Annotated in this window: 29 protein-coding genes; 21 read left to right on the forward strand and 8 right to left on the reverse strand. The window is 60.0% G+C overall.

The features are described 5' to 3' along the window. Both IPM27_04975 and IPM27_04980 read left to right on the forward strand, forming a co-directional pair. Nucleotides 1-426, forward strand: coding sequence for a DUF1841 family protein (locus IPM27_04975; protein MBK9160901.1), 426 nt, complete (start codon nt 1-3; stop codon nt 424-426). Nucleotide 427: 1 nt separating this feature from the next. Further along, nucleotides 428-994: a cob(I)yrinic acid a,c-diamide adenosyltransferase gene (locus tag IPM27_04980; GenBank protein MBK9160902.1), complete on the forward strand. Its 567-nt coding sequence runs from the start codon at nt 428-430 to the stop codon at nt 992-994. 71 nt (nt 995-1,065) lie between these two features. Here the strand turns inward: IPM27_04980 and IPM27_04985 are convergent, their stop codons facing one another. Next, on the reverse strand, nt 1,066-1,446 hold the full coding sequence (locus tag IPM27_04985) for a DUF2934 domain-containing protein (protein ID MBK9160903.1): 381 nt from the start codon (nt 1,444-1,446) through the stop codon (nt 1,066-1,068). Nucleotides 1,447-1,591: 145 nt separating this feature from the next. On the opposite strand from IPM27_04985, the gene IPM27_04990 reads away from it, so the two are divergent. Next, a complete protein-coding gene (locus IPM27_04990) occupies nt 1,592-2,668 on the forward strand; it encodes a calcium:proton antiporter (GenBank protein ID MBK9160904.1) in 1,077 nt (358 codons plus the stop codon). A 156-nt stretch (nt 2,669-2,824) separates the two neighbouring features. Here the strand turns inward: IPM27_04990 and IPM27_04995 are convergent, their stop codons facing one another. The 4 genes from IPM27_04995 to argB are packed head-to-tail and all read right to left on the reverse strand — an operon-like array spanning nt 2,825 to nt 6,068. Continuing rightward, nucleotides 2,825-3,937, reverse strand: coding sequence for a 3-deoxy-7-phosphoheptulonate synthase (locus IPM27_04995; GenBank protein MBK9160905.1), 1,113 nt, complete (start codon nt 3,935-3,937; stop codon nt 2,825-2,827). Between the two features lie 15 nt (nt 3,938-3,952). Next, nucleotides 3,953-4,531: a nucleoid occlusion factor SlmA gene (gene slmA, locus IPM27_05000; protein MBK9160906.1), complete on the reverse strand. Its 579-nt coding sequence runs from the start codon at nt 4,529-4,531 to the stop codon at nt 3,953-3,955. 11 nt (nt 4,532-4,542) lie between these two features. Next, entirely contained in the window at nt 4,543-5,184 is a 642-nt protein-coding gene (locus IPM27_05005; protein ID MBK9160907.1) for a pyrimidine 5'-nucleotidase, read from the reverse strand. Continuing rightward, the gene (gene argB / locus IPM27_05010; protein MBK9160908.1) at nt 5,184-6,068 is read right to left on the reverse strand and encodes an acetylglutamate kinase; all 885 of its coding nucleotides are present in this window, start codon (nt 6,066-6,068) and stop codon (nt 5,184-5,186) included. The genes IPM27_05005 and argB overlap by 1 nt, the downstream gene beginning before the upstream one ends. Here argB and IPM27_05015 point away from each other — a divergent pair. Beyond that, nucleotides 6,067-6,234 (forward strand): hypothetical protein, encoded by a 168-nt coding sequence (locus IPM27_05015; protein ID MBK9160909.1) that lies wholly within the window; start codon nt 6,067-6,069, stop codon nt 6,232-6,234. The two genes, argB and IPM27_05015, sit on opposite strands and share 2 nt — an antisense overlap. Here IPM27_05015 and IPM27_05020 read toward each other — a convergent pair. Beyond that, entirely contained in the window at nt 6,223-6,645 is a 423-nt protein-coding gene (locus IPM27_05020) for an Hsp20/alpha crystallin family protein (GenBank protein ID MBK9160910.1), read from the reverse strand. The genes IPM27_05015 and IPM27_05020 overlap by 12 nt on opposite strands. Before the next feature lie 143 nt (nt 6,646-6,788). Beyond that, nucleotides 6,789-7,277, reverse strand: a complete 489-nt coding sequence (locus tag IPM27_05025) for a copper chaperone PCu(A)C (protein MBK9160911.1) — start codon at nt 7,275-7,277, stop codon at nt 6,789-6,791. Nucleotides 7,278-7,575: 298 nt separating this feature from the next. Between IPM27_05025 and IPM27_05030 the strand changes: the two genes are divergently transcribed. Continuing rightward, nucleotides 7,576-8,835, forward strand: a complete 1,260-nt coding sequence (locus tag IPM27_05030; protein ID MBK9160912.1) for a HAMP domain-containing histidine kinase — start codon at nt 7,576-7,578, stop codon at nt 8,833-8,835. Continuing rightward, nucleotides 8,832-9,377, forward strand: a complete 546-nt coding sequence (locus tag IPM27_05035) for a response regulator transcription factor (protein MBK9160913.1) — start codon at nt 8,832-8,834, stop codon at nt 9,375-9,377. The genes IPM27_05030 and IPM27_05035 overlap by 4 nt, the downstream gene beginning before the upstream one ends. Nucleotides 9,378-9,384: 7 nt before the next feature. On the opposite strand, the gene IPM27_05040 is transcribed toward IPM27_05035, so the two are convergent. After that, nucleotides 9,385-9,813, reverse strand: a complete 429-nt coding sequence (locus IPM27_05040; protein MBK9160914.1) for a CZB domain-containing protein — start codon at nt 9,811-9,813, stop codon at nt 9,385-9,387. A 163-nt stretch (nt 9,814-9,976) separates the two neighbouring features. Here IPM27_05040 and IPM27_05045 point away from each other — a divergent pair, with 163 nt between their 5' ends. The 15 genes from IPM27_05045 (at nt 9,977) to mgtE (ending at nt 23,666) form a co-directional block, all read left to right on the forward strand. Continuing rightward, nucleotides 9,977-11,116 carry a D-alanyl-D-alanine carboxypeptidase gene (locus tag IPM27_05045; GenBank protein ID MBK9160915.1) on the forward strand — a complete coding sequence of 380 codons (1,140 nt, stop codon included), beginning with the start codon at nt 9,977-9,979 and terminating at the stop codon, nt 11,114-11,116. Between the two features lie 11 nt (nt 11,117-11,127). Continuing rightward, the gene (locus IPM27_05050) at nt 11,128-11,982 is read left to right on the forward strand and encodes a D-amino acid aminotransferase (protein ID MBK9160916.1); all 855 of its coding nucleotides are present in this window, start codon (nt 11,128-11,130) and stop codon (nt 11,980-11,982) included. Continuing rightward, nucleotides 11,979-12,263: a DUF493 domain-containing protein gene (locus IPM27_05055; GenBank protein ID MBK9160917.1), complete on the forward strand. Its 285-nt coding sequence runs from the start codon at nt 11,979-11,981 to the stop codon at nt 12,261-12,263. Before IPM27_05050 ends, IPM27_05055 begins: the two co-directional genes overlap by 4 nt. Further along, nucleotides 12,260-12,895 carry a lipoyl(octanoyl) transferase LipB gene (gene lipB / locus IPM27_05060; GenBank protein ID MBK9160918.1) on the forward strand — a complete coding sequence of 212 codons (636 nt, stop codon included), beginning with the start codon at nt 12,260-12,262 and terminating at the stop codon, nt 12,893-12,895. Before IPM27_05055 ends, lipB begins: the two co-directional genes overlap by 4 nt. Continuing rightward, nucleotides 12,888-13,829 (forward strand): lipoyl synthase, encoded by a 942-nt coding sequence (gene lipA, locus IPM27_05065; protein ID MBK9160919.1) that lies wholly within the window; start codon nt 12,888-12,890, stop codon nt 13,827-13,829. Before lipB ends, lipA begins: the two co-directional genes overlap by 8 nt. Nucleotides 13,830-13,959: 130 nt before the next feature. After that, nucleotides 13,960-14,280: a c-type cytochrome gene (locus IPM27_05070; protein ID MBK9160920.1), complete on the forward strand. Its 321-nt coding sequence runs from the start codon at nt 13,960-13,962 to the stop codon at nt 14,278-14,280. A gap of 117 nt (nt 14,281-14,397) precedes the next feature. After that, on the forward strand, nt 14,398-16,317 hold the full coding sequence (locus tag IPM27_05075) for an RNB domain-containing ribonuclease (GenBank protein ID MBK9160921.1): 1,920 nt from the start codon (nt 14,398-14,400) through the stop codon (nt 16,315-16,317). A 14-nt stretch (nt 16,318-16,331) separates the two neighbouring features. Continuing rightward, entirely contained in the window at nt 16,332-17,165 is an 834-nt protein-coding gene (locus tag IPM27_05080; GenBank protein MBK9160922.1) for a TonB family protein, read from the forward strand. Between the two features lie 15 nt (nt 17,166-17,180). Next, a complete protein-coding gene (locus IPM27_05085; protein ID MBK9160923.1) occupies nt 17,181-17,483 on the forward strand; it encodes a hypothetical protein in 303 nt (100 codons plus the stop codon). An 86-nt stretch (nt 17,484-17,569) separates the two neighbouring features. After that, a complete protein-coding gene (locus IPM27_05090; GenBank protein MBK9160924.1) occupies nt 17,570-18,955 on the forward strand; it encodes a carbohydrate porin in 1,386 nt (461 codons plus the stop codon). Between the two features lie 8 nt (nt 18,956-18,963). Then, nucleotides 18,964-19,860, forward strand: coding sequence for a zinc ABC transporter substrate-binding protein (locus IPM27_05095; protein MBK9160925.1), 897 nt, complete (start codon nt 18,964-18,966; stop codon nt 19,858-19,860). Next, the gene (locus IPM27_05100) at nt 19,857-20,612 is read left to right on the forward strand and encodes a metal ABC transporter permease (GenBank protein MBK9160926.1); all 756 of its coding nucleotides are present in this window, start codon (nt 19,857-19,859) and stop codon (nt 20,610-20,612) included. Before IPM27_05095 ends, IPM27_05100 begins: the two co-directional genes overlap by 4 nt. 42 nt (nt 20,613-20,654) lie before the next feature. Then, nucleotides 20,655-21,458, forward strand: coding sequence for a shikimate dehydrogenase (gene aroE / locus IPM27_05105; GenBank protein MBK9160927.1), 804 nt, complete (start codon nt 20,655-20,657; stop codon nt 21,456-21,458). Nucleotides 21,459-21,460: 2 nt separating this feature from the next. Next, nucleotides 21,461-22,156: a monofunctional biosynthetic peptidoglycan transglycosylase gene (mtgA, locus tag IPM27_05110; GenBank protein MBK9160928.1), complete on the forward strand. Its 696-nt coding sequence runs from the start codon at nt 21,461-21,463 to the stop codon at nt 22,154-22,156. Nucleotides 22,157-22,211: 55 nt separating this feature from the next. Next, nucleotides 22,212-23,666 carry a magnesium transporter gene (gene mgtE / locus IPM27_05115; protein MBK9160929.1) on the forward strand — a complete coding sequence of 485 codons (1,455 nt, stop codon included), beginning with the start codon at nt 22,212-22,214 and terminating at the stop codon, nt 23,664-23,666. The last annotated feature ends 116 nt before the right edge of the window (nt 23,667-23,782 follow it).

Consider the following 23,782-nt stretch of genomic DNA (forward strand, 5'->3'; position numbering starts at 1 on the left):
ATGCTGTTCAACCCGTCTCGCGACGAAGCGCGCAACTTCCTGTTCGAATCCTGGCGCAAGCGGCGCGCCAGGGAACTGTTATCGCCGCTGGAAGACCTTGCCGCGCAGCTCATCGAAAAACATCCCGAATATTTTTCCGTATTCAGCGACCCGGAACGTTATCAGGAACGCGACTACCTGCCGGAAAATGGCGAGACCAACCCGTTCCTGCATCTGATGATGCACCTCACCATCGAGGAACAGATCTCCATCGACCAGCCGGCCGGCATCCGCGCACACTTTGAGCGCCTCACCCGCAAGCTGGGGTCGGAACACGATGCACAGCATCGCATGATGGAATGCCTCGGCGAGATGATCTGGCAGGCGCAACGCAACCGTACGCAGCCGGATGCCGCGATCTATTTCTCCTGCCTGGAAGAGGAATGACATGCGCCTGACCAGGATCACCACCCGTACCGGCGACGATGGCAGCACCGGACTTGCCGACGGCGCGCGTCTGTCCAAGGATGACGTGCGCATCGTCGCGATAGGCAATATCGACGAATTGAACAGCCAGATCGGCGTGCTGCTTGCAGAAGACCTGCCCCGTGACATCGGCACGGTACTGTTGCAGATACAGAACGACCTGTTCGATCTCGGCGGCGTGCTGGCACAGCCCGGGCGAGGAACATTCCAGGAAACCAGGGTCGCCTGGCTGGACGGACAGGTCGCACATTTCAATGCCGACCTGCCGCCGTTGCGCGAATTCATCCTGCCGGGTGGCTCGCGTGCCGCCGCGCTGTGCCATGTGGCACGGTGTATCGCCCGCCGCGCGGAACGCGATGTGGTCGCATTGTCCCGCCGGAATGGCGGCTCACCCGATGGCAATGCGCCGCAACACGCGCTCCCTTACCTGAATCGTTTGTCGGACTTGCTGTTCGTGCTGAGCCGCTGCATCAACCGCGTGTGCGCGACACAGGAAAGGCTATGGCAACGCTCCCGCGAAGACGAATGAAGCGCGCAAGAAAACAGCCGCACGATTCACATCGTGCGGCCGTTTCCGAATACCGGTGTTTACTGGTAAACCTACTCGCCCAGCTTGGCCGCGATCTCAAGTTCGGCGGCAGCCCAATGCTCGGTCGTGCACCCCTGGAAACCGCTGCGCTCGGCGATGAAATAAGCTGCAGTTTCCACCATGCGATAGCGCTCTTCCGGTGTCGGCTTCGCGACCTTCTTGGCGGCAGCCGGCTTCGCCTTGGCGGCGGCTGTTGCAGCCGGCGCTTTCTTTACGGCAGGTGCCGCAGCCTTCTTCGGCTCGGTTTTGGCCGTCGTTTTTGCGACCACTTTCTTCTCGGCCGTTACTACCGCCGTTTTTTTGGTCTTATCGACAACCGCTTTGGCAGTGGCCGTTTTTTTGGCGGCTACTGTCGTTTTTTTAACGGTCGTTTTTGTTTTTTGCTCTACCATGATGCAGCCTCTTCCTTGTCAAATTAAATTCCAGAAACCGGAATGCGCAGGATGGTACTAGACTACCCCTTAATAGTCAACAAGTTATCTATAATATACCAAATTTGCCTTACACTCCCGAAACCTTAAACAACAAAATCAAGCCATGAAATATCTCAAATCGGAATACCCCATCGCCATCGCGTTCATCGTTCTGGGACTTGGCTTCGCGCTTGAACATGCCGCTGTCGAACACGGTGGCGGCGCGCTGTGGGGACTACTGACCATCATCCTTGCGGCGATCATCGGCGTTGCGTTCCGCATCGCGCATCATGCGGAGGTGCTGGCGATCCGACTGGGAGAGCCGTATGGCACGTTGATCCTGACGCTGGCGGCAGTATCGGTGGAGGTGGTGATCCTGGTGGTACTGATGACGGGAGAACCCAATGCCACACTGGCACGTGACACGGTGTTCGCCGCAGTGATGTTCGACATCAACGGCATCCTCGGTCTCGCGGCGATCGTTGGCGGGCTCAAGCACGGCCAGAACAAGTACAACATCTCGTCGGCCAACTCCTTCGTCGCCATGCTGCTGGTGGCCATCGGCATCGGCATGTTCATCCCGGATTTCGTGCCGGACGCACAATGGCAGGTCTACTCGGTGTTCTCGGTTCTGATCATGGCAGTGATGTATGCCGCCTTCCTGCGCCTGCAAACGGTTGAGCACCGCACCTTCTTCGAATACTCGTCGGTGACCGAGGAGGAGGCGCACGATACGGCGCACAGCCCGAACGGGATGCATGTCGGCATCATGGTCGGCGCCATCGTGCTGGTCGGTCTGCTGTCCGAAGTGTTGTCGGTGTTGCTTGATGCGGGGCTGGCGGGCAGCAGTCTGCCCAAGGCGATCCCTGCGGTGCTGGTGGCGCTGATCTCGGCCAGCCCGGAGATCCTCACCGCACTGCGCGCCGCGCAACACGACCGCATGCAGACCACCGTCAACATCGCGCTGGGCGCCTCGCTCGCCACCGTGCTGTTGACACTGCCGGTGATCGAAACCATCGCACTGTTCAGCGGCGAGCGCATCGTGATGGCGCTGACACCGGTGCAGGGTGGCATGTTATTGCTCACTTTCCTGACCGTGATGAACAACCTGCACGACGGCGAGACCAATGCCATCGAGGGCATCAGTCACTTTGTACTGTTCGCCGCCTTCATCGCACTGGTGGCAATGGGGCTGATTTAGCGGCTATTGAACAAGCCATTCCAAAAATATTATTTATCCACGAAAAACACGAAAGTCACGAATCAACCCACCCGTACGGTGACACTGAAGTCATCAATTACATCTGAATCCGTTCGTGGACTTGGCGTGTTTCGTGGACAACGGATTTTCCAGGAATTATTCCTGGCGCTGGCGCAATTCAACACGCTTGAGGTACGCCTCGCGCGCGATCTGCACATCCTCGAGGAAATACGGCAACTCCCTCAGCAGCATGGCTTGCGGCCCGTCCACCAGCGCCTTGGGCGGCGCGGGATGGAAATCCACCAGCACCATGTTGGCGCCGGCCAGCACCCCCTGTGCGGTGACATGCATCATGTCGAGGATGCCGTCCGGCGATGCGGCGCGGGAACCGACCGAATGCGACGGATCGACGCATACCGGCATGCGCGTCAGCCGTTTCACCACCGGCACCTGCGCGAAATCGACAAAGTTGCGGTGCGGATCGCCCATGTTGGTCTTCATCCCGCGCAGGCAGAACACCACGTTGCGGTTGCCTTCCGAAGCCAGGTATTCCGCCGCATTCAGCGACTCGTCCAGCGTGATGCCGAAGCCGCGCTTGAGCAGGACGGGCATTTCCCTCTGCCGTCCGACGATCTTCAACAATTCGAAATTCTGCGTGTTGCGCGTACCAATCTGCAGCATCACGCCGGTCGGATTGCCGGTCAGATGCAGCGTTTCCCTGATCTCGTCGAGCTGCGATTCGTGGGTGATCTCCATCGCCATCACCCTGATGCCGTATTTTCCCGCGAGCTCGAATACATAAGGCAGGCAGTTCCTGCCATGCCCCTGGAAAGCGTACGGGCTGGTGCGCGGCTTATAGGCGCCCATGCGCGTACAGACCTGCCCGTTGTCGCGCACCGCCTTGAGCATGATCTCGACATGCTCGCGGCTGTCCACCGCGCACAGCCCGGCGAACACGTTCAGCGTATCCTGCCCGAAGCGAACGCCGTTGTAATCGAAATGCGTCGGGCGATGCTCGTCCTTGTGCCGCCCCAAGATGCGGTACTCCTCGGATACCCTCACGACGCGCTCGACACACGGCAGGTTCTGCATATCCTCTATATCCAGCGCTTTGGTATTGCCGACCAGATATATCTCGGTCAGGTTCTGTTCGGCGCCGTGTTCGACATGCACACGGACGGTGATGCCCTGTAGCGTCGCCAGATGTGTCAGCAACTGCCGGTATTCCGGCGACTGCTCGTTGGTATTGGAACTGAGTATCAGAATCATGTTTATTCTCCGGAATTATCTGCCCAGCAGGATTGCCGCCTGAGCGGGCCATTGCGCCAGCGGATCGCGCGCGAAGCCGCTCTTGGCAAACAACTGCCAGCGGCCAATCACGTAGCACAGCAGCAGATTGGCGTGCGCGCCCACATCAACGGCTTCGCCAAGCTCCCCCTGGGTCGCGGCAATGCGCAACGACTGCTTGAGCGTCGCTTCGATGCGGTCGAGCAATTGGTTGATGCGTTGCTGCAACCGTTCGTCCTCATTCACCAGCGCATCGCCAATCAGCACGCGCGCCATGCCGCGATTCTTTTGCGCGAAGCCGAGCAGCATCGTTGCGATGGCCTCGACCTGCTTCACGCCGCTCTTTTCCTCTTGGGTGATCTTGTTGATCAGGCCAAACACGGTCTGCTCGATGAATTCGATCAATCCCTCGAACATCTGCGCCTTGCTGGCAAAATGCCGGTACAGGGCCGCCTCGGAAAGTTCCAGTTTCGCCGCCAGTGCGGCGGTGGTGATCTTCTCCCCCTTGGGTTGCTCCAGCATATGCGCCACGGTTTGCAGTATCTGCAGTTTTCTTTCGCCCGGCTTGACGGCCATTTTTCGTCCCTTCAATTCAAACGATGCAGCACGCCCGGCAGCTGCATCACATCACGAATCCTGATATCCACGCACGGCGCGTTCCTGTTGCCCGCGTTCACCCACACCGTGCGCATCCCCAATCTCTTCGCAGCCCGCAGGTTGTCCAGACTGTCCTCAATCATCACGCATTGTGCCGCCCTGACCCCGTGTTTTTTCATCAGACGCATAAAACCGAAAACATCCGGTTTGGGACGGAAGCGCGTATGCTCGACCGCCATCACATCATCGAACAGGTCGTTCACGCGCAATAATTTCAGCACTGCCCGCGCATAATGCAGCGGCGCGTTCGAGAAAACCACCTTTCTACCCGGCAAGACCTTCAATACATGGCGCAAGCGCGGTTCGCGCAACACCATCCGATCCAGTTCGGGAAACTGATGGGTGTGCCACAGGAAATGCTCCGGCCGTGTGCCGTGATGACGCATCAATCCGCTGAGCGTCGCGCCATAGCGCCGCCAGTAATACACCCGCAGATCGTTCGCCGCCTGCTCATCCAGTTGCAGATACTGCTGCAGATAAGCGGTCATGCTGCGGTTGATGTGCGGAAAGATGTGCGGCGTAGCGTTATGCAGCGTATTGTCGAGATCGAAAACCCAGACGCGCCCGCTCATTATTTGCTTTTGATCAGCGTACCCACACCTTCGTCCGTCAGGATCTCCAGCAGCAAGGCATGCTGCACCCGGCCGTCGATGATATGCACCGATCGCACCCCGCCGCGCGCCGCATCCAGCGCGGACCCGATCTTGGGCAGCATCCCGCCGGACAGCGTCCCCTCCTTCACCATATCGTCGAACTGTTTCGGCGTCATGCCGGTAAGCAGGTTGCCATCCTTGTCCAGCACGCCCGGCGTGTTGGTCAGCAGCACCAGTTTCTCGGCGCCCAGCACCTCGGCCAGCTTTCCCGCGACCAAGTCGGCATTGATGTTCAGCGTATCGCCGTCCGGCGCCACGCCGATCGGCGCGATCACCGGGATGAAGTCGCCCGAATCAAGGAAGGAGATGATGGAAGGATCGATCTTGGTGATCTCGCCGACCTGGCCGATGTCCAGCATCTTGCCCGGTTCGGCATGGCTTTCCAGCATCATCTTGTTGGCGCGGATGAAAGAACCATCCTGACCGGTCAGACCGACAGCCTTGCCGCCGTGCTTGTTGATCAAGTTGACGATGTCCTTGTTGACCTTGCCCAGCACCATCTCGACCACGTCCATGGTCTCCTCGTCGGTGACGCGCATCCCCTGGACGAACTCGCCCTGTTTGCCCACGCGGTTAAGCAGGTCATTGATCTGCGGTCCGCCACCATGCACCACGACCGGGTTCATGCCGACCAGCTTGAGCAATACCACATCGCTGGCAAAACTTTCCTGCAGGGCCGGATCGGTCATCGCGTTGCCGCCGTATTTGATGACGATGGTCTTGTCGAAGAAACGCTGGATATAGGGCATCGCCTCCGACAGCGTGCGGGCTTTTTTGTCTGCGGCAGAAGGCGAAAGCGACATGATCGAACTCCCGGGAATTGATATGGCCAGGCATTTTGCCGTCCGGCAGAACGCCCGTGAAAATTTGCCGCGAATTCTACACCAGAAGAAATTCCCGATGGCCGAAATAAAATCAGGCGGCATATGCCGCCTGATCCGGGAACGAAGTCGGGACTTACTCGACTGAAAGGCGTTTCGCTTTAGCTGCCACCTGTTTGGGCAACCGCAACTCCAGCACGCCGTCGTTATATTTTGCCTGCGATGCCGCCTCGTCGATCTCCTGGCCGAGTGCGAATGCGCGCGCCACCTTGCCGTAATAACGTTCACTGCGCAGCACCGTTTCGCCCTCCTTCACCTCTTTCTCGTTCTTCACCTCCGCACTGATCGAGACCTGGTTCCCGTCTATCGTGACATGGATGTCCTCCTTCTTGACGCCGGGAATCTCCGCATGCACGACGTAAACCTTGTCGTCTTCCTTGACGTCCATCTTGAACTGCATCTCGGTCTGCCCCTCGAATCGCACCGGACGCATGAAGAACCCCCGGAACAAATCGTCAAACGTGTCGCTTGCCGGGTCGTAGCGAGTAATGTTGGCCATATGCCCTCCTCAAAAGGTCAACAATCAATCCGGGATCGCCCCGTGCAGGAGATATATGGGTGGCCTGCCGCGATCTCAAGTGATCGAAAAGACAAAAAACGGGCGGCTTGCCGCCGCCCGTTTTATGACGAGATCATGAATTACTAGTGCTGGTGGTGATGCATGTGCCCAGTTTCCTGCGGCGGCGCTCTGGTCTCGGTCAGCGGCCTCACCCCGGCCTGGACTTCGAGTTCGACCGGCTCACTCTTTCCGACCCGGATGCGCAAGGTCAGCGGCACGCTATCGCCCGCCTTGAGCGGGGCCTTCAGCCCGATCAGCATCAGGTGATAGCCGCTCTCGCCCAAGCCGACCCGCCGGCCGGCAGGCAATTCCACGGATTTCACCTCGCGCATCTTCATCATGCCGTTTTCGTGCGACATGCTGTGTATCTCGACGATTTTTGCAACCGAGCTGGATGCCCCGACCAGGCTCGCCGACTGTTTGCTGGTGATGCGCATGTCCGCCATCGCCGCATCCTGCCCGGGCACGGTGGCACGCACCCATGCGTCCTCGACGCTGATATCGCCCGCACAGGCACCGGAGCTCAACAACATTGCGGCCAGCAGGCCGCATGACTTGATCAGGTTTTTCATGGTGATTACCCGTTATGAAATTGAAATGGATTCGGAGCGGCGCATTATACGCGGCGATCCTGTCACAGGATGCCCGCAAAAACCCAAAAGCCGGCATCGTACGCTCGGCTTATCGCTGTGTCGCAGTCGGGAGGAGGTAACTGGACGCCAGGATCAGCCATAACCGGTGCGGACGCTGTGAGCCCGATGCACGACTTTTGGCAGTACGGATTATTCGCCGAATGCGGCGCCATTGGAATGCGTCATTTTGTCGCACCACCGTGCGCTTCTATCCGCATACAATTGCGCCATGGACAGCATGACCCTCTCCGCCCTTCCCGGCCACAACCAGTTACAGCGGCTGATCGCCCTGCGCGGCGTGGCGATCGCCGCGCAACTTCTGACGCTTGCGGCAGTCTGGAAAATCCTCGAACTGGAGCTGGACTGGCAGCCGATGCTGATGACCATCGCCGCGCTCGTCCTCGCCAACCTGCTCAGCTGGTGGCGTCTGCACAGCGACAGGGCCGTCTCCAACGCGGAAATGTTCGCGCAGTTGGGTGTCGATGTCGCGGCGCTCAGCATCCTGCTGTATTTCGGCGGTGGTTCGACCAATCCGTTCGTTTCGCTGTACCTGCTGCCGCTGGTGATCGCTGCCGCCACTCTGCCCGCCCGCTACACGTGGGGAATGGCGGCACTCACTACTGCCTGCTACAGCCTGCTGATGTTCCATTACATCCCGTTGCCGTCCGGCCACCGCCATCACGACAGCGACTCGGCGTTCAACATCCATGTCATGGGCATGTGGATGGGGTTCGTCATCAGCGCGGTCGTCGTCGCATACTTCGTGGTGCGGATGGCGCAGGCGGTGCGCAGCCGGGATGAGATGCTGGCGCAGGCTCGCGAAAACATCCTGCGCAACGAACGTATCGTGGCGCTCGGCACCCAGGCCGCCGGGGCGGCGCACGAAATGGGCACGCCACTGTCCACCATCGCCGTCGTGATCGGCGAACTGAAGCACGATGCCGGCGACGGGCAACCGGCCTTGCACGACAGCCTGTCCATCCTCGACGAGCAGGTGCGCGGCTGCAAGCGCATCCTCGACAAGATGCTGGCCAATGCTCAGGATGACGGCGCCGCTTCCCCGCAAACGGCAGACAGACTGATGGCGGAAGTTCTGGACGAATGGCAGTTGCTGCGTCCCACTGCGCAATACCGCTACCGCACCGACAGCCCGCCGCCCGCTCCCGGCATCCGTGCAGACATGACGTTGCGTGCCGCGCTGATGAACCTGCTCAACAATGCGGCGGATGCCTGCCCGCAGCCCATCGAGATCGTCAGCCGCTGGGACAACCGCCGCTTCACACTCGAAATACGGGATCAGGGAGCGGGATTGAACGGGGAGGCCGCCCTTCATGCCGGCGCGGCATTCTTCACCACCAAGCCGGAGGGACGCGGCCTGGGGCTGTTTCTGGCCAACGCCACCATCGAACGCCTGGGCGGGACGGTACGCCTGCTCAGCAGCCAGGAAGGCGGCACGATCACCGAACTGACCTTGCCGACCTATGGGGCGGCGGCATGACCCATGCCCGCGAAGAATCCGCCTCGCTGTTGCTGGTGGACGACGATGCCACCTTTTGCAGGGTACTGGGGGCCGCACTGGAGAAACGCGGCTTCTGCGTCGGCGTAGCGCACAGCGTGGAACAGGCGATCCCGCTGGCTGAAGCGAATCCGCCGGAATTCGCAGTAGTGGATCTCAAAATGGGCGGCGCGACCGGATTGGCGCTGGTCAGCGTTTTGCACGGTCTCGACCCGAATACGCGCATCGTCGTCCTGACCGGCTATGCCAGCATCGCCACAGCCGTCGAGGCCATCAAGCTGGGCGCAACGCAATATCTCGCCAAACCTGCCAATGCCGACGAGATCGTCGCGGCCTTTGCGCATGCCGCCGACGGCAATGCGCCGATCAAGGCCAACCCGATGCAGATCGAAAATATGGAGTGGGAATACATCCAGCGTGTGTTGCGCGAACATGACGACAACATCTCTGCTACTGCACGCGCCCTGAACATGCACCGCCGCACATTGCAGCGAAAACTCGCCAAACCGCCGCCGGGCAAGTGATCCTGCTTCAGATGTCGTACAACAGCCGGTTGATCTCCGTCAGCGACTGCAGGATGCGACGCAGGGCCAGGCTATATTCGTTATCAAAGAGGGCTTCCGCACCCTTGCGGTCGCCGCGCTTCAGGTGTTCGACGATATTCCTGCCCATCTCATGGAATTGCAGGTGTGCTTCGTTGAGTTGCCGGTATGCCTCCGTCTCGCGGAACGGCTTGAACACCGAGCCGCGGATCCAGTTCCCCAGCTGGCAGATGCCGTCCTGCCCGATCAGCGCGGATTCCAGCGGCTCGCGGATGGTGCCGCGAACATGGTGCCCCAGATGCGCCTTCCACAAAACATGCGCCTCGGCCGCTGCAATGAGGTTATAGCGGTCGCGCATCTCACGCCGCGGGTACAGGCCGAATCCAGCCAGACTATTTACTCCAGGTACTGACGCCATCACACACCTCCTCCAACCGAACCGTCCATATGCATCTTTATAGCCACTTGCTAACCAAAGAACAATATGCCGAAATATCTATGCATTTCGGCCTAGTCCCTCAACGGCTATCGCCTGCCGTTGCGCAAAGTCTATAATTGCGCACCCAGAAAACCGTCAAACCATGAAATCCATCTTCCTGCTCATCACCCTCCTGTTGCCCTCAGCCGGCTTCGCGCTTCCGCCGCAAATGCCCGCCGCGCCGGAACTGGCCGCCAGAGCCTATGTGCTTTACGACTACACCAGCAACCAGGTGTTGGCGAGCCGGAACGGCGACATGCGCACGGAACCCGCTTCGCTGACCAAGCTGATGACCGCGTATCTGGTTTTCGACGCGATCAAACACGGCACGCTGTCGCTGAAGCAAAGCCTGACCGTTCCCGCTTCGGCCGTAGTGCGTAGCAGTAGCCGCGAATCGCGCATGTTGCTCAAAGCCGACCAGGAAGTGACCGTGGATGAACTGTTGCACGGACTGATCGTGCAGTCCGGCAACGACGCCGCCATCACCCTTGCAGTCAACATCGCCGGCAGCGAAGCGGGTTTTGTCGACATGATGAACAGGGAAGCAGGACGGCTGGGCATGCATAACACGCACTTCGCCAATCCGGTCGGTTTGCCGGACGCGCAGCATTACAGCAGCGCAATCGACCTTGCCCTGCTGACGGCAGCCGTCATGCGAGACTATCCGCAACACTACAGGCTGTTTTCCCTGCGCGACTACACCTTCAACAAGATCACCCAGGCCAACCGCAACCGGTTACTGTGGATAGATCCCTATGCGGACGGCGTCAAGACCGGACACACCGATACAGCCGGGTATTGCCTGATCGGCTCGTCGCTGCGCGACCATCGCCGCCTGATCTCGGTGCTGCTCGGTGCGAATTCCGACAGCCTGCGTGCCGCCGAAAGCCAGAAACTGCTGAATTTCGGCTTCCAGGATTTCGATGCGGTCCGTCTTTACCAGAAGAGCCAGCCGGTAACCAGTGTACGCATCTGGAAAGGTACGCAACGACAAGTGGAGGTCGGCCCCCGCAACGATCTGCTCCTGACGGTTCCCAAGGGTACGCTCGACCAACTCAAGGCAACGATGGAAACGAGGCAACCCATCATCGCGCCGGTCAGCAGCGGCCAGCCTCTGGGCACGCTCAAACTGACCCTGGCCGGCAAACCCTACGCGGAATTTCCCCTTGTGGCGCTGGAGGAGGTACCCTTGGCCAATGTATTCTCGCGCGGATGGGATAATATCCGCCTGCTGTTCCAATGAGGGATTCCTCCATGACCATCTACCTGAACGGGCAATACATGCCGGTCGAAGAAGCGAAGATTTCCGTGCTGGATCGCGGCTTCATCTTTGGCGACGGCGTCTATGAAGTGATCCCCGTGTATTCGCGCAGGCCGTTCCGCATGGAAGAACATCTGTTGCGGCTGCAATACAGCCTGGACGGCATCCGGCTCACCAATCCGCTCAGCGCGCCCGAATGGGCCACCATCGTCAATGAACTCGTCGCGCGCAGTACGGAAGAGGACCAGTACGTGTACCTGCACGTCACCCGGGGCGCGGCAAAACGGGATCATGTCTTCCCCGTTCCGCCGGTGCCGCCGACCGTATTCGCGATGAGCAACCCCCTCACCTCCCCGCCACCGGAATTGCTGGAGGCCGGGGTCTCATGCATCACGGCGGAAGACAACCGCTGGCTGCGCTGCGACATCAAATCCATCTCGCTGCTCCCCAACGTGTTGCTGCGCCAAATGTCGGTCGATGCCTGCTGCACGGAAACCATCCTGATACGGGATAACGCGTTCCTGACTGAGGGATCGGCCAGCAATATTTTCCTGGTGAAGAACGGCAAGCTGCTCGCGCCGCCCAAGGACAACCTGATGCTGCCCGGCATCACGTACGACGTGATGCTGGAAATCGCCGCCGCCAGCGGTATCCCGCATGAAGTGCGGCGCATATTGAAAGAAGAATTGTTCGACGCCGACGAACTGATGCTTACCTCGTCCACCAAGGAAGTGTTGGCCATCACGACGCTGGATGGCAAATCCGTCGGTTCCGGCAAGCCGGGGGCGGTGTTCGACCAACTGAACCGGGGCTACCAGGATTTCAAACGGAACGTGATGCGCGCATGAACAATCTGCCCGAAACCAGACTGACCGACAGCCTGCTCGAGTATCCCTGCGAATTCCCGCTGAAGATATTCGGCCTGCAGCAGGCCGGTTTCGCACAGGCCGTGCTGGAAGTGGTCAACAGGCACGACCCCGACTTCCTTGCTGCCAGCATGGAGATGCGTGCCAGCAAGAACGCCCGGTATGTCAGCCTCACCTGCACGATCACCGCCACCTCGCGCGAACAACTCGATGCGGTCTATCAGGAACTCTGCGACCACCCGATGGTGGTGATGGTGCTGTGATCCCGCATATCCACTCGCTCGGTCTGGTCGAATATCAGCCCACATGGGAAGCGATGCAGCGCTTCACTGCGGAGCGCACCCCCGAAACGCGCGACGAGATCTGGCTGGTACAGCATCCGCCCACCTATACGCAGGGTTTGGCGGGAAAACCGGAGCATCTGCTGCACCATACCGGAATCCCGGTCGTAAAGATCGATCGCGGCGGGCAGATCACCTACCATGGTCCCGGCCAGATCGTCGCCTACCTGCTGCTCGACATGCGCCGCTGGAAGATCAACGTGCGCGAACTGGTGCGCCTGATGGAACAGTCGGTGATCGACCTGCTTGGAGAGTTCGGCGTGGCCGCACAGCGGCGCGAGGATGCGCCCGGCGTATATGTGGATGACGCAAAGATCGCCGCGCTCGGGCTGAAGATCAGGAACGGCTGCTGCTATCACGGCCTGTCACTCAACGTGGACATGGATCTCGGCCCGTTCGCCAACATCAACCCGTGCGGCTATGCCGGGCTGCGCGTCACACAGTGCTGCGAACTCGGCATCACCGCCTCGATCGGCGAATTGCAGGCGCAACTGGTGCAAAACCTGACCCACGGATTACAGCAACACCTCGAAAGGAAGAACCGGCATGAGTAGTGACAGCCATAAACAGACCGGACATTCCAAGACCGCGCGCAACCCGATCAGGATCGTGCCGCTGCAGGAGCGCCTGCGCAAGCCGGCATGGATACGCGTCAAATCCGGCAGCGGCGCGGAATACAACGAGGTCAAGCGGATGCTGCGCGAGCACAGCCTGCACACGGTATGCGAGGAAGCATCCTGCCCGAACATCGGCGAATGTTTCGGCAAAGGCACCGCTACGTTCATGATCCTTGGCGATATCTGCACGCGCCGTTGCCCGTTCTGCGACGTGGCGCACGGCAAGCCGCAACCGCCCGACGCCACAGAGCCGTACAACCTCGCCCGCTCCATCGGCCTGCTCAAGCTTAAATATGTGGTCATCACCAGCGTGGATCGGGATGACCTGCGCGACGGCGGCGCCCGGCATTTTGCCGACTGCCTGAGCGCGATCCGCGCCAACTCCCCGGACACCCGTCTGGAAATCCTGGTGCCTGATTTTCGCGGCAGGATGGAAGAAGCGCTGGATGCGCTTGCCGCCAGCCTGCCCGACGTGCTGAACCATAACCTGGAAACCGTGCCGCGTCTGTACAGGCTGGCACGTCCCGGAGCGGATTATGCGCACTCGTTGAAATTGCTCGAGGCCTTCAAGGCACGCTTCCCGCTCGTTCCGACCAAGTCCGGCCTGATGCTCGGGCTGGGCGAGACCGACGAAGAAGTGCTGGAGGTGATGCGCGACCTGCGCACGCATGGCGTGGACATGCTCACCATCGGCCAGTATCTGCAACCATCCGACGGACATTTGCCGGTGCTGCGCTACGCGCCGCTGGAATCGTTCGCGCTGCTCGAACAGGCCGCAAAAGACATGGGCTTCAACCATGCGGCCTGCGGACCGATGGTGCGCAGCAGCTATTTTGCCGACGAACAGGCCCAACAAGCTGGTATCATTTGAGGAACTCGGCATTCAATTAACTGTCTACCCACCCGCACATATCCCCGGATGGACAGAATTGGCATCGTATGTTGTATGTTGTTCATTGGAATGCAGATTGCATCCGTTTTTTTAATATAAGGAGATCGTTATGAAAGTTCGTTATCTCGTCGCTTTGACTGCCGCACTGTCCGTTTCCACCGCTGCCGTTGCTTCCAGCGATGGCGAAGCCCTGTTCAAGAAGAGCAACTGCGGCACATGTCATGCTGCCGCCAAAAAGACCGTCGGCCCGTCGATCAAGGATATCGCGCTCAAGTACGCAGGCGTCCAGGGGGCGGCAGCCAAACTGGAAGCCAAGGTGCGTAACGGTGGCAGCGGTGCTTTCGGTTCGATGCCGATGCCCGCCACACCCAAATCGGTTAGCGATGAGAGCATCAAGACCATCGTGGAATGGACCCTCAGCCAGAAATAAGGCGAACCGTTCTCACTCAAAAAGGCCGGCTTGCGCCGGCTTTTTTGTTGTCCGGCGCAAGCCGCCCCGGCATGACCGAACTGTTATAATTTGCGCCAACTTTTACCGTCCCGCCCAATGAACATCCTTTACGAAGAAGACGGCGCTTTCAAGGTCGGCAGCGTCATGACCGACAACATCACTTCGCTGCAGGTCGAAAGCCTGTCCGGCAAGCGCAGCAAAGTCAAGGCAACCCATGTGATGCTGCGCTTCACGCAGCCCGCTTTGTCGGAGTTGCTGCCGCAAGCGGAAGCGCTGGCTGAAACCATCGACGTGGACTTCCTCTGGGAATGCTGTCCGCCCGACGAATTCGGTTCCGAGCAGATCGCCACCGAATATTTCGGCCACCCCCCCAGTTCGCTGGAAGCTGCCGCCGCTCTGATCCGTCTGCATGGCGCGCCGATCTATTTCCACAAAAAGGGCAAAGGCCGCTATCGCGCTGCGCCGCCCGACGTGCTCAAGGCCGCACTGGCCGGCGCGGAGAAGAAACGCCAGCAACTGGCATTGCAAGCGCGTTATGCCGAACAACTTGGCCGTTTCGAGTTGCCGCCCGAATTTTCCGGGCATTTGCCGCAACTGCTCTACAAACCGGATCGCAACACCATCGAAGCCAAGGCACTGGAAGCCGCCTGCGCCGCCAGCCACCTGTCTGCCGCGCATCTGTTGCAGCGCTGCGGCGCGATCCCCTCCACGCACGATTACCATTTGCAGCGTTTCCTGCTCGAACATTTCCCCGGCGGGACCGGCTTTCCGCCCGTCGAACCGTGCGCATGGGAAGAATTGCCGCTGGCCGGCGTGGACGCCTTCAGTATCGACGATGCGACAACGACCGAAATCGACGATGCGTTCTCGGTGGAAAAACTGGCCAACGGCAACTGGCGCGTCGGCGTGCATATCGCCGCGCCCGCCTTGGGAATATTGCGCGACTCGGAGGTCGACCGGCTCGCCGCCCAACGGCTTTCCACGGTATACATGCCCGGCAACAAGATCACCATGCTGCCGGACAATGTAGTGCAAGCCTTTACGCTGTGCGCGGATCACATATGCCCGGCGCTGTCGATGTACAACGAAATCGATGGCGAAACGCTGGATCTGCTAAGCCACGAAAGCCGCGTCGAGCGCATCCACATTACGGCGAATCTGCGCCACGATACGCTGGAACCGCTGTTCAACGAGGACACGCTGGCTGCCGGAAAATTGGATTACCCCTACGCGAACGAACTCACGCTACTGTGGCGCCTGGCGCAAAAACTGGAGACGGCGCGCGGCAAGCCGGCGGACAACAACACCCAGCAGACCGATTACAACTTCCATATCGACAACGACCCGTCCAGTGAAAAGGCAAAAGTCAGCATCACCCAGCGCCGTCGCGGCTCGCCCATCGACAAGGTGGTCTCCGAGCTGATGATCCTGGTGAACAGCGAATGGGGCAGGCATCTTGCCGAGCACGGCTTCGTCGGCATCTACCGTACCCAGCAGGGCGGCAAGGTAAAGATGAGTACCGTCGCCGCGCCGCACCAGGGACTGGGCGTCGCGCAATACATGTGGTCGAGTTCACCGCTACGCCGCTATGTGGATATGCTGAACCAGCGCCAGATCATCGCCATGCTGCACGAGAGCGAACCGGCCTACGCCCGGAACGACGAGGCGCTGTATGCCGCGATGCGCGATTTCGACACCATGTACGGCATCTATGGGGAATTCCAGCGCGGCATGGAACGTTACTGGTGCCTGCGCTGGCTGTTGCAGGAAAGGGATGCCCCTTCCCGCACAGATAAAGAGGAAGCGAACGGAGCGCTGCGCGAACTTGTTGTTACTGCCGTCGTGCTGCGCGAGAATCTGGTGAAACTGACCGACATTCCGCTGGTATTCAAGGTTCCCTCATTGCCGGAATTGCCTGCCAACAGCCGCGTGCGATTGGCCATCGATGAGATCGACCTGCTCGATCTGGACGTGCGCGCACGCTTCGTCGCGAAAATGGAGGAGAGCGCGATTTGATCGCTACGCTGAAAATGCGTTTGTCCATTGCCATGACCTTCTCGGTCGCGTTGCATGCATTCGCATTGTTCGGCATTGCACTGGTATTGCCCGATCCCCGCAGCGCCCCCAATTTCATGCAGCCGCTGCAAGTGGTGCTGGTCAACAGCAAATCGAAATCCAGGCCGAGCAAGGCCGATGCGCTGGCACAGGCCAATCTGGACGGCGGCGGCAATACCGTCGAAGATCGGCAAGCCAAAAGCCCGCTGCCCACCATACGCGACGACAAACAATTCACGCCGGAACAACTTGCCAAGCGCGTCGCGCAACTTGAGCAGGAATCGCGGCGCATGCTGACCCGGCTCAAGAGCGACTTCAAGGTGACGCAGCAGGAACTGAAAAATCAGCGCAGCGCCTCACCCAGCAGCGGCAATGAACTGGTGGAGAAAAGCCTGGAAATCGCCCGACTGGAGGCGCAGATCAACAAGAATTGGGATGCCTACCAGAAAATGCCGCGCCGAAAATTCATCGGCGCACGCACGCAGGAGTACCGTTTCGCACAATACATCGAAGACTGGCGCGTCAAGGTTGAGCGCATCGGCAACCTGAATTATCCGGAGCAGGCACGGCGTGAACGCATCTACGGGAAATTGCAGCTCAGCGTCTCGATCAGGGCAGACGGCAGCGTCGAAAGCGTCGAAGTCAACCGCTCCTCCGGGCAACGCATCCTGGATGCGGCGGCGATGCGCATCGTCAAACTTGCCGCGCCCTATGCGCCACTGCCGCCGGACATTACCAGGGACTGGGATATCCTGACCATCACGCGTACCTGGACGTTCACTTCGTCCGACCGGCTCGAAAGCGAGTAGGCTAGAATGCGCCCCATGCACCGCTCTCTGCCCATCCGTCTGCTGCTCGTTTTAGCCTTGCTGCTCAGCCAGCTTGGCGGATTGGCGCACGGCATCGCGCACACGCTGGAACAGCAATCTCAGGATCAATCGCAGCCGCACGACCGGCTATGCGACTTGTGCGCCAGTTATGCGCAACTCGGCAGCGCCCTCGGCAACCACACGCATCAATTCATCCCGGCAAGGCAAGAGACGCATTTCGCCACCGCTGCTTCCGCTTCGCTCTTTTCCACCGCCTTCACTGCCTTCACCGCTCGGGCCCCACCTTACTTCGTTTAGTTCAATCGATTTCTCGCACTGAACGCGGACCGGAATTGCCCCGGCCTGCTTTACGCGATTCATTCATTGTTTTTACGGAGTAATACATGTTCAACAAATCCTGTTTTAGCGTGGCGATTGCTGTCGCGCTACTGCCCCATTCGCTCAACGCATCCGCCGCGAGCGACCCCGATCTGCAAGCCATCCGCGAGCAGATTCAACAACTGAAGCAAAGCTATGAGCAACGTATCGCCCAGTTGGAGCAACGTTTGCAAACCGCCGAATCGGCCGGCAAACAAGCCGATGCAGCCCAAACTCGGCTGCGACCAGCGGATGCGGCACCATCGTCCCCCACTGTCGGCGCCGACAACGCCTTCAATCCGGCGATTGCGCTGATACTGGGCGGCACTTACGGGTCTGTGCGTCAGGATCCTGCCATCCCGGCCACCGGTTTCGCGATGAACCCGAACATGGGGCACGAGCAGGGCTTCAACCTCGGCGAATCCGAACTGGGCATCAGCGCCAACATCGATGCCGACTATCGCGGCGTTGCCACGCTGGCGCTCGATCCGGCCGGCGGAGTCGGCGTGGAGAATGCCTTCGTCCAGACATCCGCACCGGGCAACGGCATCAACCTCAAGTTTGGCCGCTATTTCTCCGGGCTGGGCTATCTCAACGAGCAGCATGCCCACGCTTGGGATTTCGTCGATCAACCGCTGGTGTATGCCTCGCTGTGGGGCAACCAGTTGGGCGAAGATGGCCTGCAAGTCAAATGGCTGGCACCTACCGACACCTTCATCGAACTGGGCGCAGAGCTCGGGCGCGGACGTGGCTTCCCCGGCTCGGATCGCGTCAAGAACGGCGCTGGCTCCGGCGTGCTGTTCGCGCATGCCGGCGACGACATCGGCATCGAACACAGTTGGCGCATCGGCGCATCGCTGCACAGGACGCGCGCGGCGGATCGCGTCAGTGATGCCGTGCCCGATCTGCTTGGAACCGCCGGCGGCGTGAGCAACAGTTTCAGCGGCGACAGCCAAACGACCGGGCTGGACTTCGTCTGGAAATATGCGCCCAACGGCAACATGCGCAACCGTTACGCGAAATTTCAGGGCGAATATTTCCGCCGTAAGGAAATCGGCATGCTGACATACGACACCGCGCTTGCGAATGTGACCGACAGTTTCAGCGTGACGCAAAGCGGCTGGTATCTGCAAGGCGTATACCAGTTCCAGCCGAACTGGCGCGCCGGCCTGCGTTATGACAGGCTCGATCCTGGCATCGCCACGATCGGCGCGCTGAACGCCGCCAACGTCATCGCCGACTACGGTTTCCAACCCGCGCGCACCAGCCTGATGCTGGATTACAGCCCGAGCGAATTCTCGCGCCTGCGCCTGCAATTGGCTCGTGACAACACGCGGCAAGGCCTGCCCGACAACCAGTTGTTCGTGCAATACATCATGAGTCTGGGCGCGCACAGCTCACATCAATACTAATGAAAATCATGCGAAGAATTCTCCATGCATTCTTGCTGCTGCTGCTTGGCGGCAATGCCCACGCAGCGCTCAACGTATTCGCCTGCGAACCGGAATGGGCGGCGCTCACCCGGCAACTCGCGGGGGACCGTGCCACCATCTACACCGCCACTGGCCCATTGCAGGATCCGCACCGCGTCGAAGCGCGTCCCAGCCTGATCGCCAAGGCTCGCCGCGCAGACCTGATGGTATGCACCGGCGCCGGACTCGAAGCGGCCTGGCTACCGGTGGTGTTGCGAGAGTCGGGCAACCGCGCGATACAACCCGGCGGCAACGGTTATTTCGAGGCGGCGCAATCGGTGCAAATGCTGGAAGTGCCGACTCGCCTGGATCGCGCCGAGGGTGATGTACATGCGACGGGCAATCCACACATCCAGACCGACCCGCGCAACTTCCTGCCCGTCGCCGACGCACTCGCCGATCGCCTGTGCCGGCTCGACCCGCCCAACGCCGCACACTACCGGAAACAGCTTGCGTCATTCGACAAGCAATGGCGCGCCTCCATCGCCAGATGGGAACAACAGGCCGCACCGCTCAGGGGCGTGCCGGTGATCGCGCAACACCGCGGCTTCCCCTACCTGAACAACTGGCTGGGACTGAAACAGGTCGCCGAACTGGAACCCAGGCCCGGTATGGAACCCGGCGTCGCCTATCTGGGACAGGTGCTGGACCGGCTGCAACAACACCCGGCAAAGATGGTGCTGCGCGCCGCCTACCAGGATGGGCGTCCTTCCGGATGGATCGCGGATCGCGCGCAGATCGCCGCAGTGGAACTCCCTTACACGGTCGGCGGCAGTAAGGCTGCCACGGACCTGTCCGGATTGTTTGACGACACCATCCGGAGATTGCTGGCGGGACTGAAATGAACGACATCGAACTCGACATCCTGTTGCCAGCCTTCATCGCCGGCCTGCTGGTATTGTCCACGCATATCCCGTTCGGCATGAAGATACTGGCACGCGGTGTGATCTTTGCCGATCTTGCCGTCGCGCAGATCGCCGGGCTGGGTGTAGTAATCGCCGGATTGCTGGAACTGACCGACCAGCCGCTACTGGTGCAACTGATCGCTGCGGCCAGCGCATTGTGCGGCGCGGCGTTGCTGGCATGGATCGAGCGGCGTCTGGAAGCGGTGAAGGAGGCCTGCATCGGCCTGACCTTCGTGCTCGCCGCCAGCGGCGGTATCCTGCTGATGAGCCGTGACACCCATGCCGGCGAACATCTGAATGACCTGCTGGTCGGGCAGATCCTGTGGGTCAGCAATACGCAACTGATCGCCACCGCCATCCTGAGCACCGTGCTGCTGCTGATATGGCGCTGGCAACGTGCCCGGCTGGGCGATCTTGGCTTCTACGCGCTGTTCGCCCTTGCAGTCACCGCCTCGGTACAACTGGTCGGCGTATATCTGGTATTCGCCAGCCTGATCGTTCCGGCACTCGCCTCCTTCCGTGCTGCTTCGCGACGGGCGGCATATGCCTTCTTCATCGGCATTTCGGGCTATGCCGGCGGCCTGCTGGTTTCGTCATGGTTCGACCTGCCTGCCGGCGCAGCCATTGTCTGGGCGATGGCTATCTCAGGTGCCGCCGCCATACCGTTGACAAGCGCACGAAAGGCGGCCTGATTTTCTTTACAATGCGCATATTCCATTTATCGCAGATTCGACATGACCGACCGTTACGCCGTCATCGGCAACCCCGTTTCACACAGTAAGTCACCGCTGATCCACAGGATGTTCGCCGAACAGACCAACCAGGACATCAGCTACGAAGCCATCGAAGCTCCGCTGGACGGCTTCGCCGCGACCGTACACCGTCTGCGCGACGAGGGATACCTGGGTTGCAACGTGACCGTGCCATTCAAGTTCGAAGCGTTCAAATTGTGTGACGAGATCGGCGCCCGCGCCCGGAATGCACGGGCAGTCAATACCCTGCTGTTCCGCGACGGAAGGATACTGGGCACCAATACCGACGGGGCCGGCCTGCTCATCGATATCGAGAACAACCTGGGCTTTAAGTTGATGTGGAAAGACGCGCTACTGCTGGGCGCCGGCGGCGCTGCAGCCGGCGTGCTGTGGCCGCTGTTCAGTGCCGGGGTTGGCGTGGTCATCGCCAACCGCACGATCGAAAAGGCGCAGGCGCTTGCTGCCGATTTCGAGGATTGCTCGGTATTTGCGCGCAGCTACGACCAACTTCCGGAAAGAAAATTCGATCTTGTCATCAATGCCACCTCCAGCGGACTGAAGGACGAACAACTACCCTTGCCCGCCAACCTGTTCAAACCGGGCGCGCTGGCATACGACATGATGTACGGGCGCGAGACGTCGTTCATGAAGTTTGCACGCGCCAATGGCGCGGCTGTGGTGGCAGACGGGTTGGGCATGCTGGTCGAACAGGCCGCGGAAGCCTTTCACCTCTGGCGCGGCCTACGTCCAGACACTGCCCCAGTCATCGCCGCCCTGCGCAAGTGACCATGAAAAGGCTGTATGGCTGGATGTGGCGCGCATTCGCCGTTGCGGTCGGCCTGGTACTGCTCTACCAGATCTGGCTGTTCGCGCACATCTGCTGGTGGATCAAGTTCAACCCGTCCACCAGCGCATTCATGGAAAGTCGTCTGGAAGTCATGCAGGACAAGAACCCGGATGCGGAACTTCGCCACAAGTGGGTTCCCTACGCGAAGATTTCCAACAACCTCAAACGCGCGCTGATCGCATCGGAAGACGCGAAATTCGTCGATCACGAGGGCTTCGACTGGGAAGGCATCCAGAAGGCCTACGAGAAGAACCTGAAGAAAGGCCGGATCGTCGCGGGCGGTTCCACCATCAGCCAGCAACTCGCCAAAAACCTGTTCCTGTCCACCCGACGCACACCATGGCGCAAGCTCGAGGAGGCGGCAATCACCGTGATGCTTGAAGCGGTGATGGACAAGCGGCGCATCTTCGAGATTTATCTGAACATCATCGAATGGGGCAACGGCGTGTTCGGCGCGGAAGCTGCGGCACGCCATTACTACCATGTCAGCGCGGCGAACCTGTCCTCCGAACAGGCCGCAAAACTGGCGGCAATGGTGCCCAATCCGCGTTATTACGATACGCACCGCGAGGCGCGAGGCCTGCTGCGCAAGACCGCCATCATCCGTGCACGGATGAACAGCGCCGAAATTCCGTGAGCAGGCGCATGCCTAATTCTTTACAATAGCGCGCGATTCACAGGCAGAGCGCGCCATGACAGACGAACGCCAGAAAAAGCACTACACCGAGAATGTGCAGGATCACCTCAAGCAGGTGGAATCGCTGCTGCACAAACACGCCCTGCTGGAAGACGTCATCCACCGCCAGGAAATGCCGCGCGAAGAACGTCATGCGCTGGTAGATACACTGGTGCACAAGCAACACCTGGCCGAATTGCGGCGCAAGCTCGACGGCCTGCATCCCGCGGACATCGCCTACATTCTGGAGGCGCTGCCCATCGAGCAGCGCCTGATGGTATGGGACCTGATCAAATCCGAACGCGACGGCGAAATCCTGATCGAGGTTTCCGACGCGGTACGCGAATCGCTGATTGCCACCATGAGCCGCGAGGAACTGCGCGAGGCCGCCGAGCAGCTCGACACCGACGAGATCGCCGACCTTGCGCCGGATCTGCCGCAACACGTGATCCGCGACGTGTTCAAGTCGCTGCCCATCGAGGAACGCGAACAGCTGCGCGCGGCGATGTCCTATCCGGAGGATTCGGTCGGCGCGCTGATGGATTTCAATATGGTGCATGTGCGCGAAGATGTGACGCTGGAAGCTGTCTCCCGCTACCTGCGCCGCTTTGACGAACTGCCCGACCACACCGACCAGGTATTCGTGGTCGACCGTGACGACCGCTTCAAGGGCGCCCTGCCGATCAACCTGATCGTGGTCAACGAACCCGACGTCGTCGTCGGAGACCTGATGCTGACCGACACCATCCGGCTGCATCCCGACGACAAGGCCGACCACGCTGCGCAGGCCTTCGAACGCTACGACCTGGTTTCCGCACCGGTAGTGGATGAGGACGGAAAGCTGTTCGGACGCATGACGGTGAACGTCGTGCTCGATTTCATCCGCGAGGAATCGGAAACCGACTTGCTGAACCAGGCGGGCCTGCGCGAAGAGGAAGACATCTTCGCGCCGATGTGGAAATCGGCGAAGAACCGCTGGGCATGGCTGGCATTGAATCTGTGCACGGCATTCTTCGCCTCGCGCGTGATCGGCGAGTTCGAGGGCACCATCGAAAAATTCGTTGCTCTCGCCACGCTGATGCCCATCGTTGCCGGCATCGCAGGCAACTCGGCAAACCAGACCACCGCCATCATCATCCGCTCACTGGCCCTGGAGCAGATCAAGCAAGGTCATGCCAAACGGCTGATGCTCAAGGAGTTGGCCATCAGCGGCCTGAACGGTCTGGTATGGGGAGGTATCGCCGGGCTGTTCGCTTATTTCCTGTATCACAGCATACCGCTCGGTCTCGTGATGACCGGCGCAATGATACTCAATCTTTCAGTAGGCGCTCTCGCCGGGTTGTTGATCCCGCTGGTCATGCAGAAAATGGGGCGCGATCCGGCCATTGGTTCAAGCGTAATGATTACCGCCATCACAGACAGTGGCGGTTTCTTTATCTTCCTGGGATTGGCAACGATCTTCCTGGTTTGATGATCGGATGACGGGACAAGCAACCACAACTTCAACGACTCGCTCTGACAACGACAGCCGGATCCAGTAGAGACATCCAGACTCTGCCGCCCGCCCACAAGAAACCTGTTGCCAGG

The organism is Nitrosomonadales bacterium (assembly GCA_016716325.1).
Classification (GTDB): Bacteria; Pseudomonadota; Gammaproteobacteria; order Burkholderiales; family Gallionellaceae; genus Gallionella.

Coding starts and splice junctions, on each gene's coding strand:
- IPM27_04975 (MBK9160901.1), top strand. CDS start 1: ATGCTGTTCAACCCGTCTCGCGACGAAGCGCGCAACTTCCTGTTCGAA.
- IPM27_04980 (MBK9160902.1), top strand. CDS start 428: ATGCGCCTGACCAGGATCACCACCCGTACCGGCGACGATGGCAGCACC.
- IPM27_04985 (MBK9160903.1), bottom strand. CDS start 1,446: ATGGTAGAGCAAAAAACAAAAACGACCGTTAAAAAAACGACAGTAGCC.
- IPM27_04990 (MBK9160904.1), top strand. CDS start 1,592: ATGAAATATCTCAAATCGGAATACCCCATCGCCATCGCGTTCATCGTT.
- IPM27_04995 (MBK9160905.1), bottom strand. CDS start 3,937: ATGATTCTGATACTCAGTTCCAATACCAACGAGCAGTCGCCGGAATAC.
- slmA (MBK9160906.1), bottom strand. CDS start 4,531: ATGGCCGTCAAGCCGGGCGAAAGAAAACTGCAGATACTGCAAACCGTG.
- IPM27_05005 (MBK9160907.1), bottom strand. CDS start 5,184: ATGAGCGGGCGCGTCTGGGTTTTCGATCTCGACAATACGCTGCATAAC.
- IPM27_05015 (MBK9160909.1), top strand. CDS start 6,067: ATGATCGAACTCCCGGGAATTGATATGGCCAGGCATTTTGCCGTCCGG.
- argB (MBK9160908.1), bottom strand. CDS start 6,068: ATGTCGCTTTCGCCTTCTGCCGCAGACAAAAAAGCCCGCACGCTGTCG.
- IPM27_05020 (MBK9160910.1), bottom strand. CDS start 6,645: ATGGCCAACATTACTCGCTACGACCCGGCAAGCGACACGTTTGACGAT.
- IPM27_05025 (MBK9160911.1), bottom strand. CDS start 7,277: ATGAAAAACCTGATCAAGTCATGCGGCCTGCTGGCCGCAATGTTGTTG.
- IPM27_05030 (MBK9160912.1), top strand. CDS start 7,576: ATGACCCTCTCCGCCCTTCCCGGCCACAACCAGTTACAGCGGCTGATC.
- IPM27_05035 (MBK9160913.1), top strand. CDS start 8,832: ATGACCCATGCCCGCGAAGAATCCGCCTCGCTGTTGCTGGTGGACGAC.
- IPM27_05040 (MBK9160914.1), bottom strand. CDS start 9,813: ATGGCGTCAGTACCTGGAGTAAATAGTCTGGCTGGATTCGGCCTGTAC.
- IPM27_05045 (MBK9160915.1), top strand. CDS start 9,977: ATGAAATCCATCTTCCTGCTCATCACCCTCCTGTTGCCCTCAGCCGGC.
- IPM27_05050 (MBK9160916.1), top strand. CDS start 11,128: ATGACCATCTACCTGAACGGGCAATACATGCCGGTCGAAGAAGCGAAG.
- IPM27_05055 (MBK9160917.1), top strand. CDS start 11,979: ATGAACAATCTGCCCGAAACCAGACTGACCGACAGCCTGCTCGAGTAT.
- lipA (MBK9160919.1), top strand. CDS start 12,888: ATGAGTAGTGACAGCCATAAACAGACCGGACATTCCAAGACCGCGCGC.
- IPM27_05070 (MBK9160920.1), top strand. CDS start 13,960: ATGAAAGTTCGTTATCTCGTCGCTTTGACTGCCGCACTGTCCGTTTCC.
- IPM27_05075 (MBK9160921.1), top strand. CDS start 14,398: ATGAACATCCTTTACGAAGAAGACGGCGCTTTCAAGGTCGGCAGCGTC.
- IPM27_05080 (MBK9160922.1), top strand. CDS start 16,332: ATGCGTTTGTCCATTGCCATGACCTTCTCGGTCGCGTTGCATGCATTC.
- IPM27_05085 (MBK9160923.1), top strand. CDS start 17,181: ATGCACCGCTCTCTGCCCATCCGTCTGCTGCTCGTTTTAGCCTTGCTG.
- IPM27_05090 (MBK9160924.1), top strand. CDS start 17,570: ATGTTCAACAAATCCTGTTTTAGCGTGGCGATTGCTGTCGCGCTACTG.
- IPM27_05095 (MBK9160925.1), top strand. CDS start 18,964: ATGCGAAGAATTCTCCATGCATTCTTGCTGCTGCTGCTTGGCGGCAAT.
- IPM27_05100 (MBK9160926.1), top strand. CDS start 19,857: ATGAACGACATCGAACTCGACATCCTGTTGCCAGCCTTCATCGCCGGC.
- aroE (MBK9160927.1), top strand. CDS start 20,655: ATGACCGACCGTTACGCCGTCATCGGCAACCCCGTTTCACACAGTAAG.
- mtgA (MBK9160928.1), top strand. CDS start 21,461: ATGAAAAGGCTGTATGGCTGGATGTGGCGCGCATTCGCCGTTGCGGTC.
- mgtE (MBK9160929.1), top strand. CDS start 22,212: ATGACAGACGAACGCCAGAAAAAGCACTACACCGAGAATGTGCAGGAT.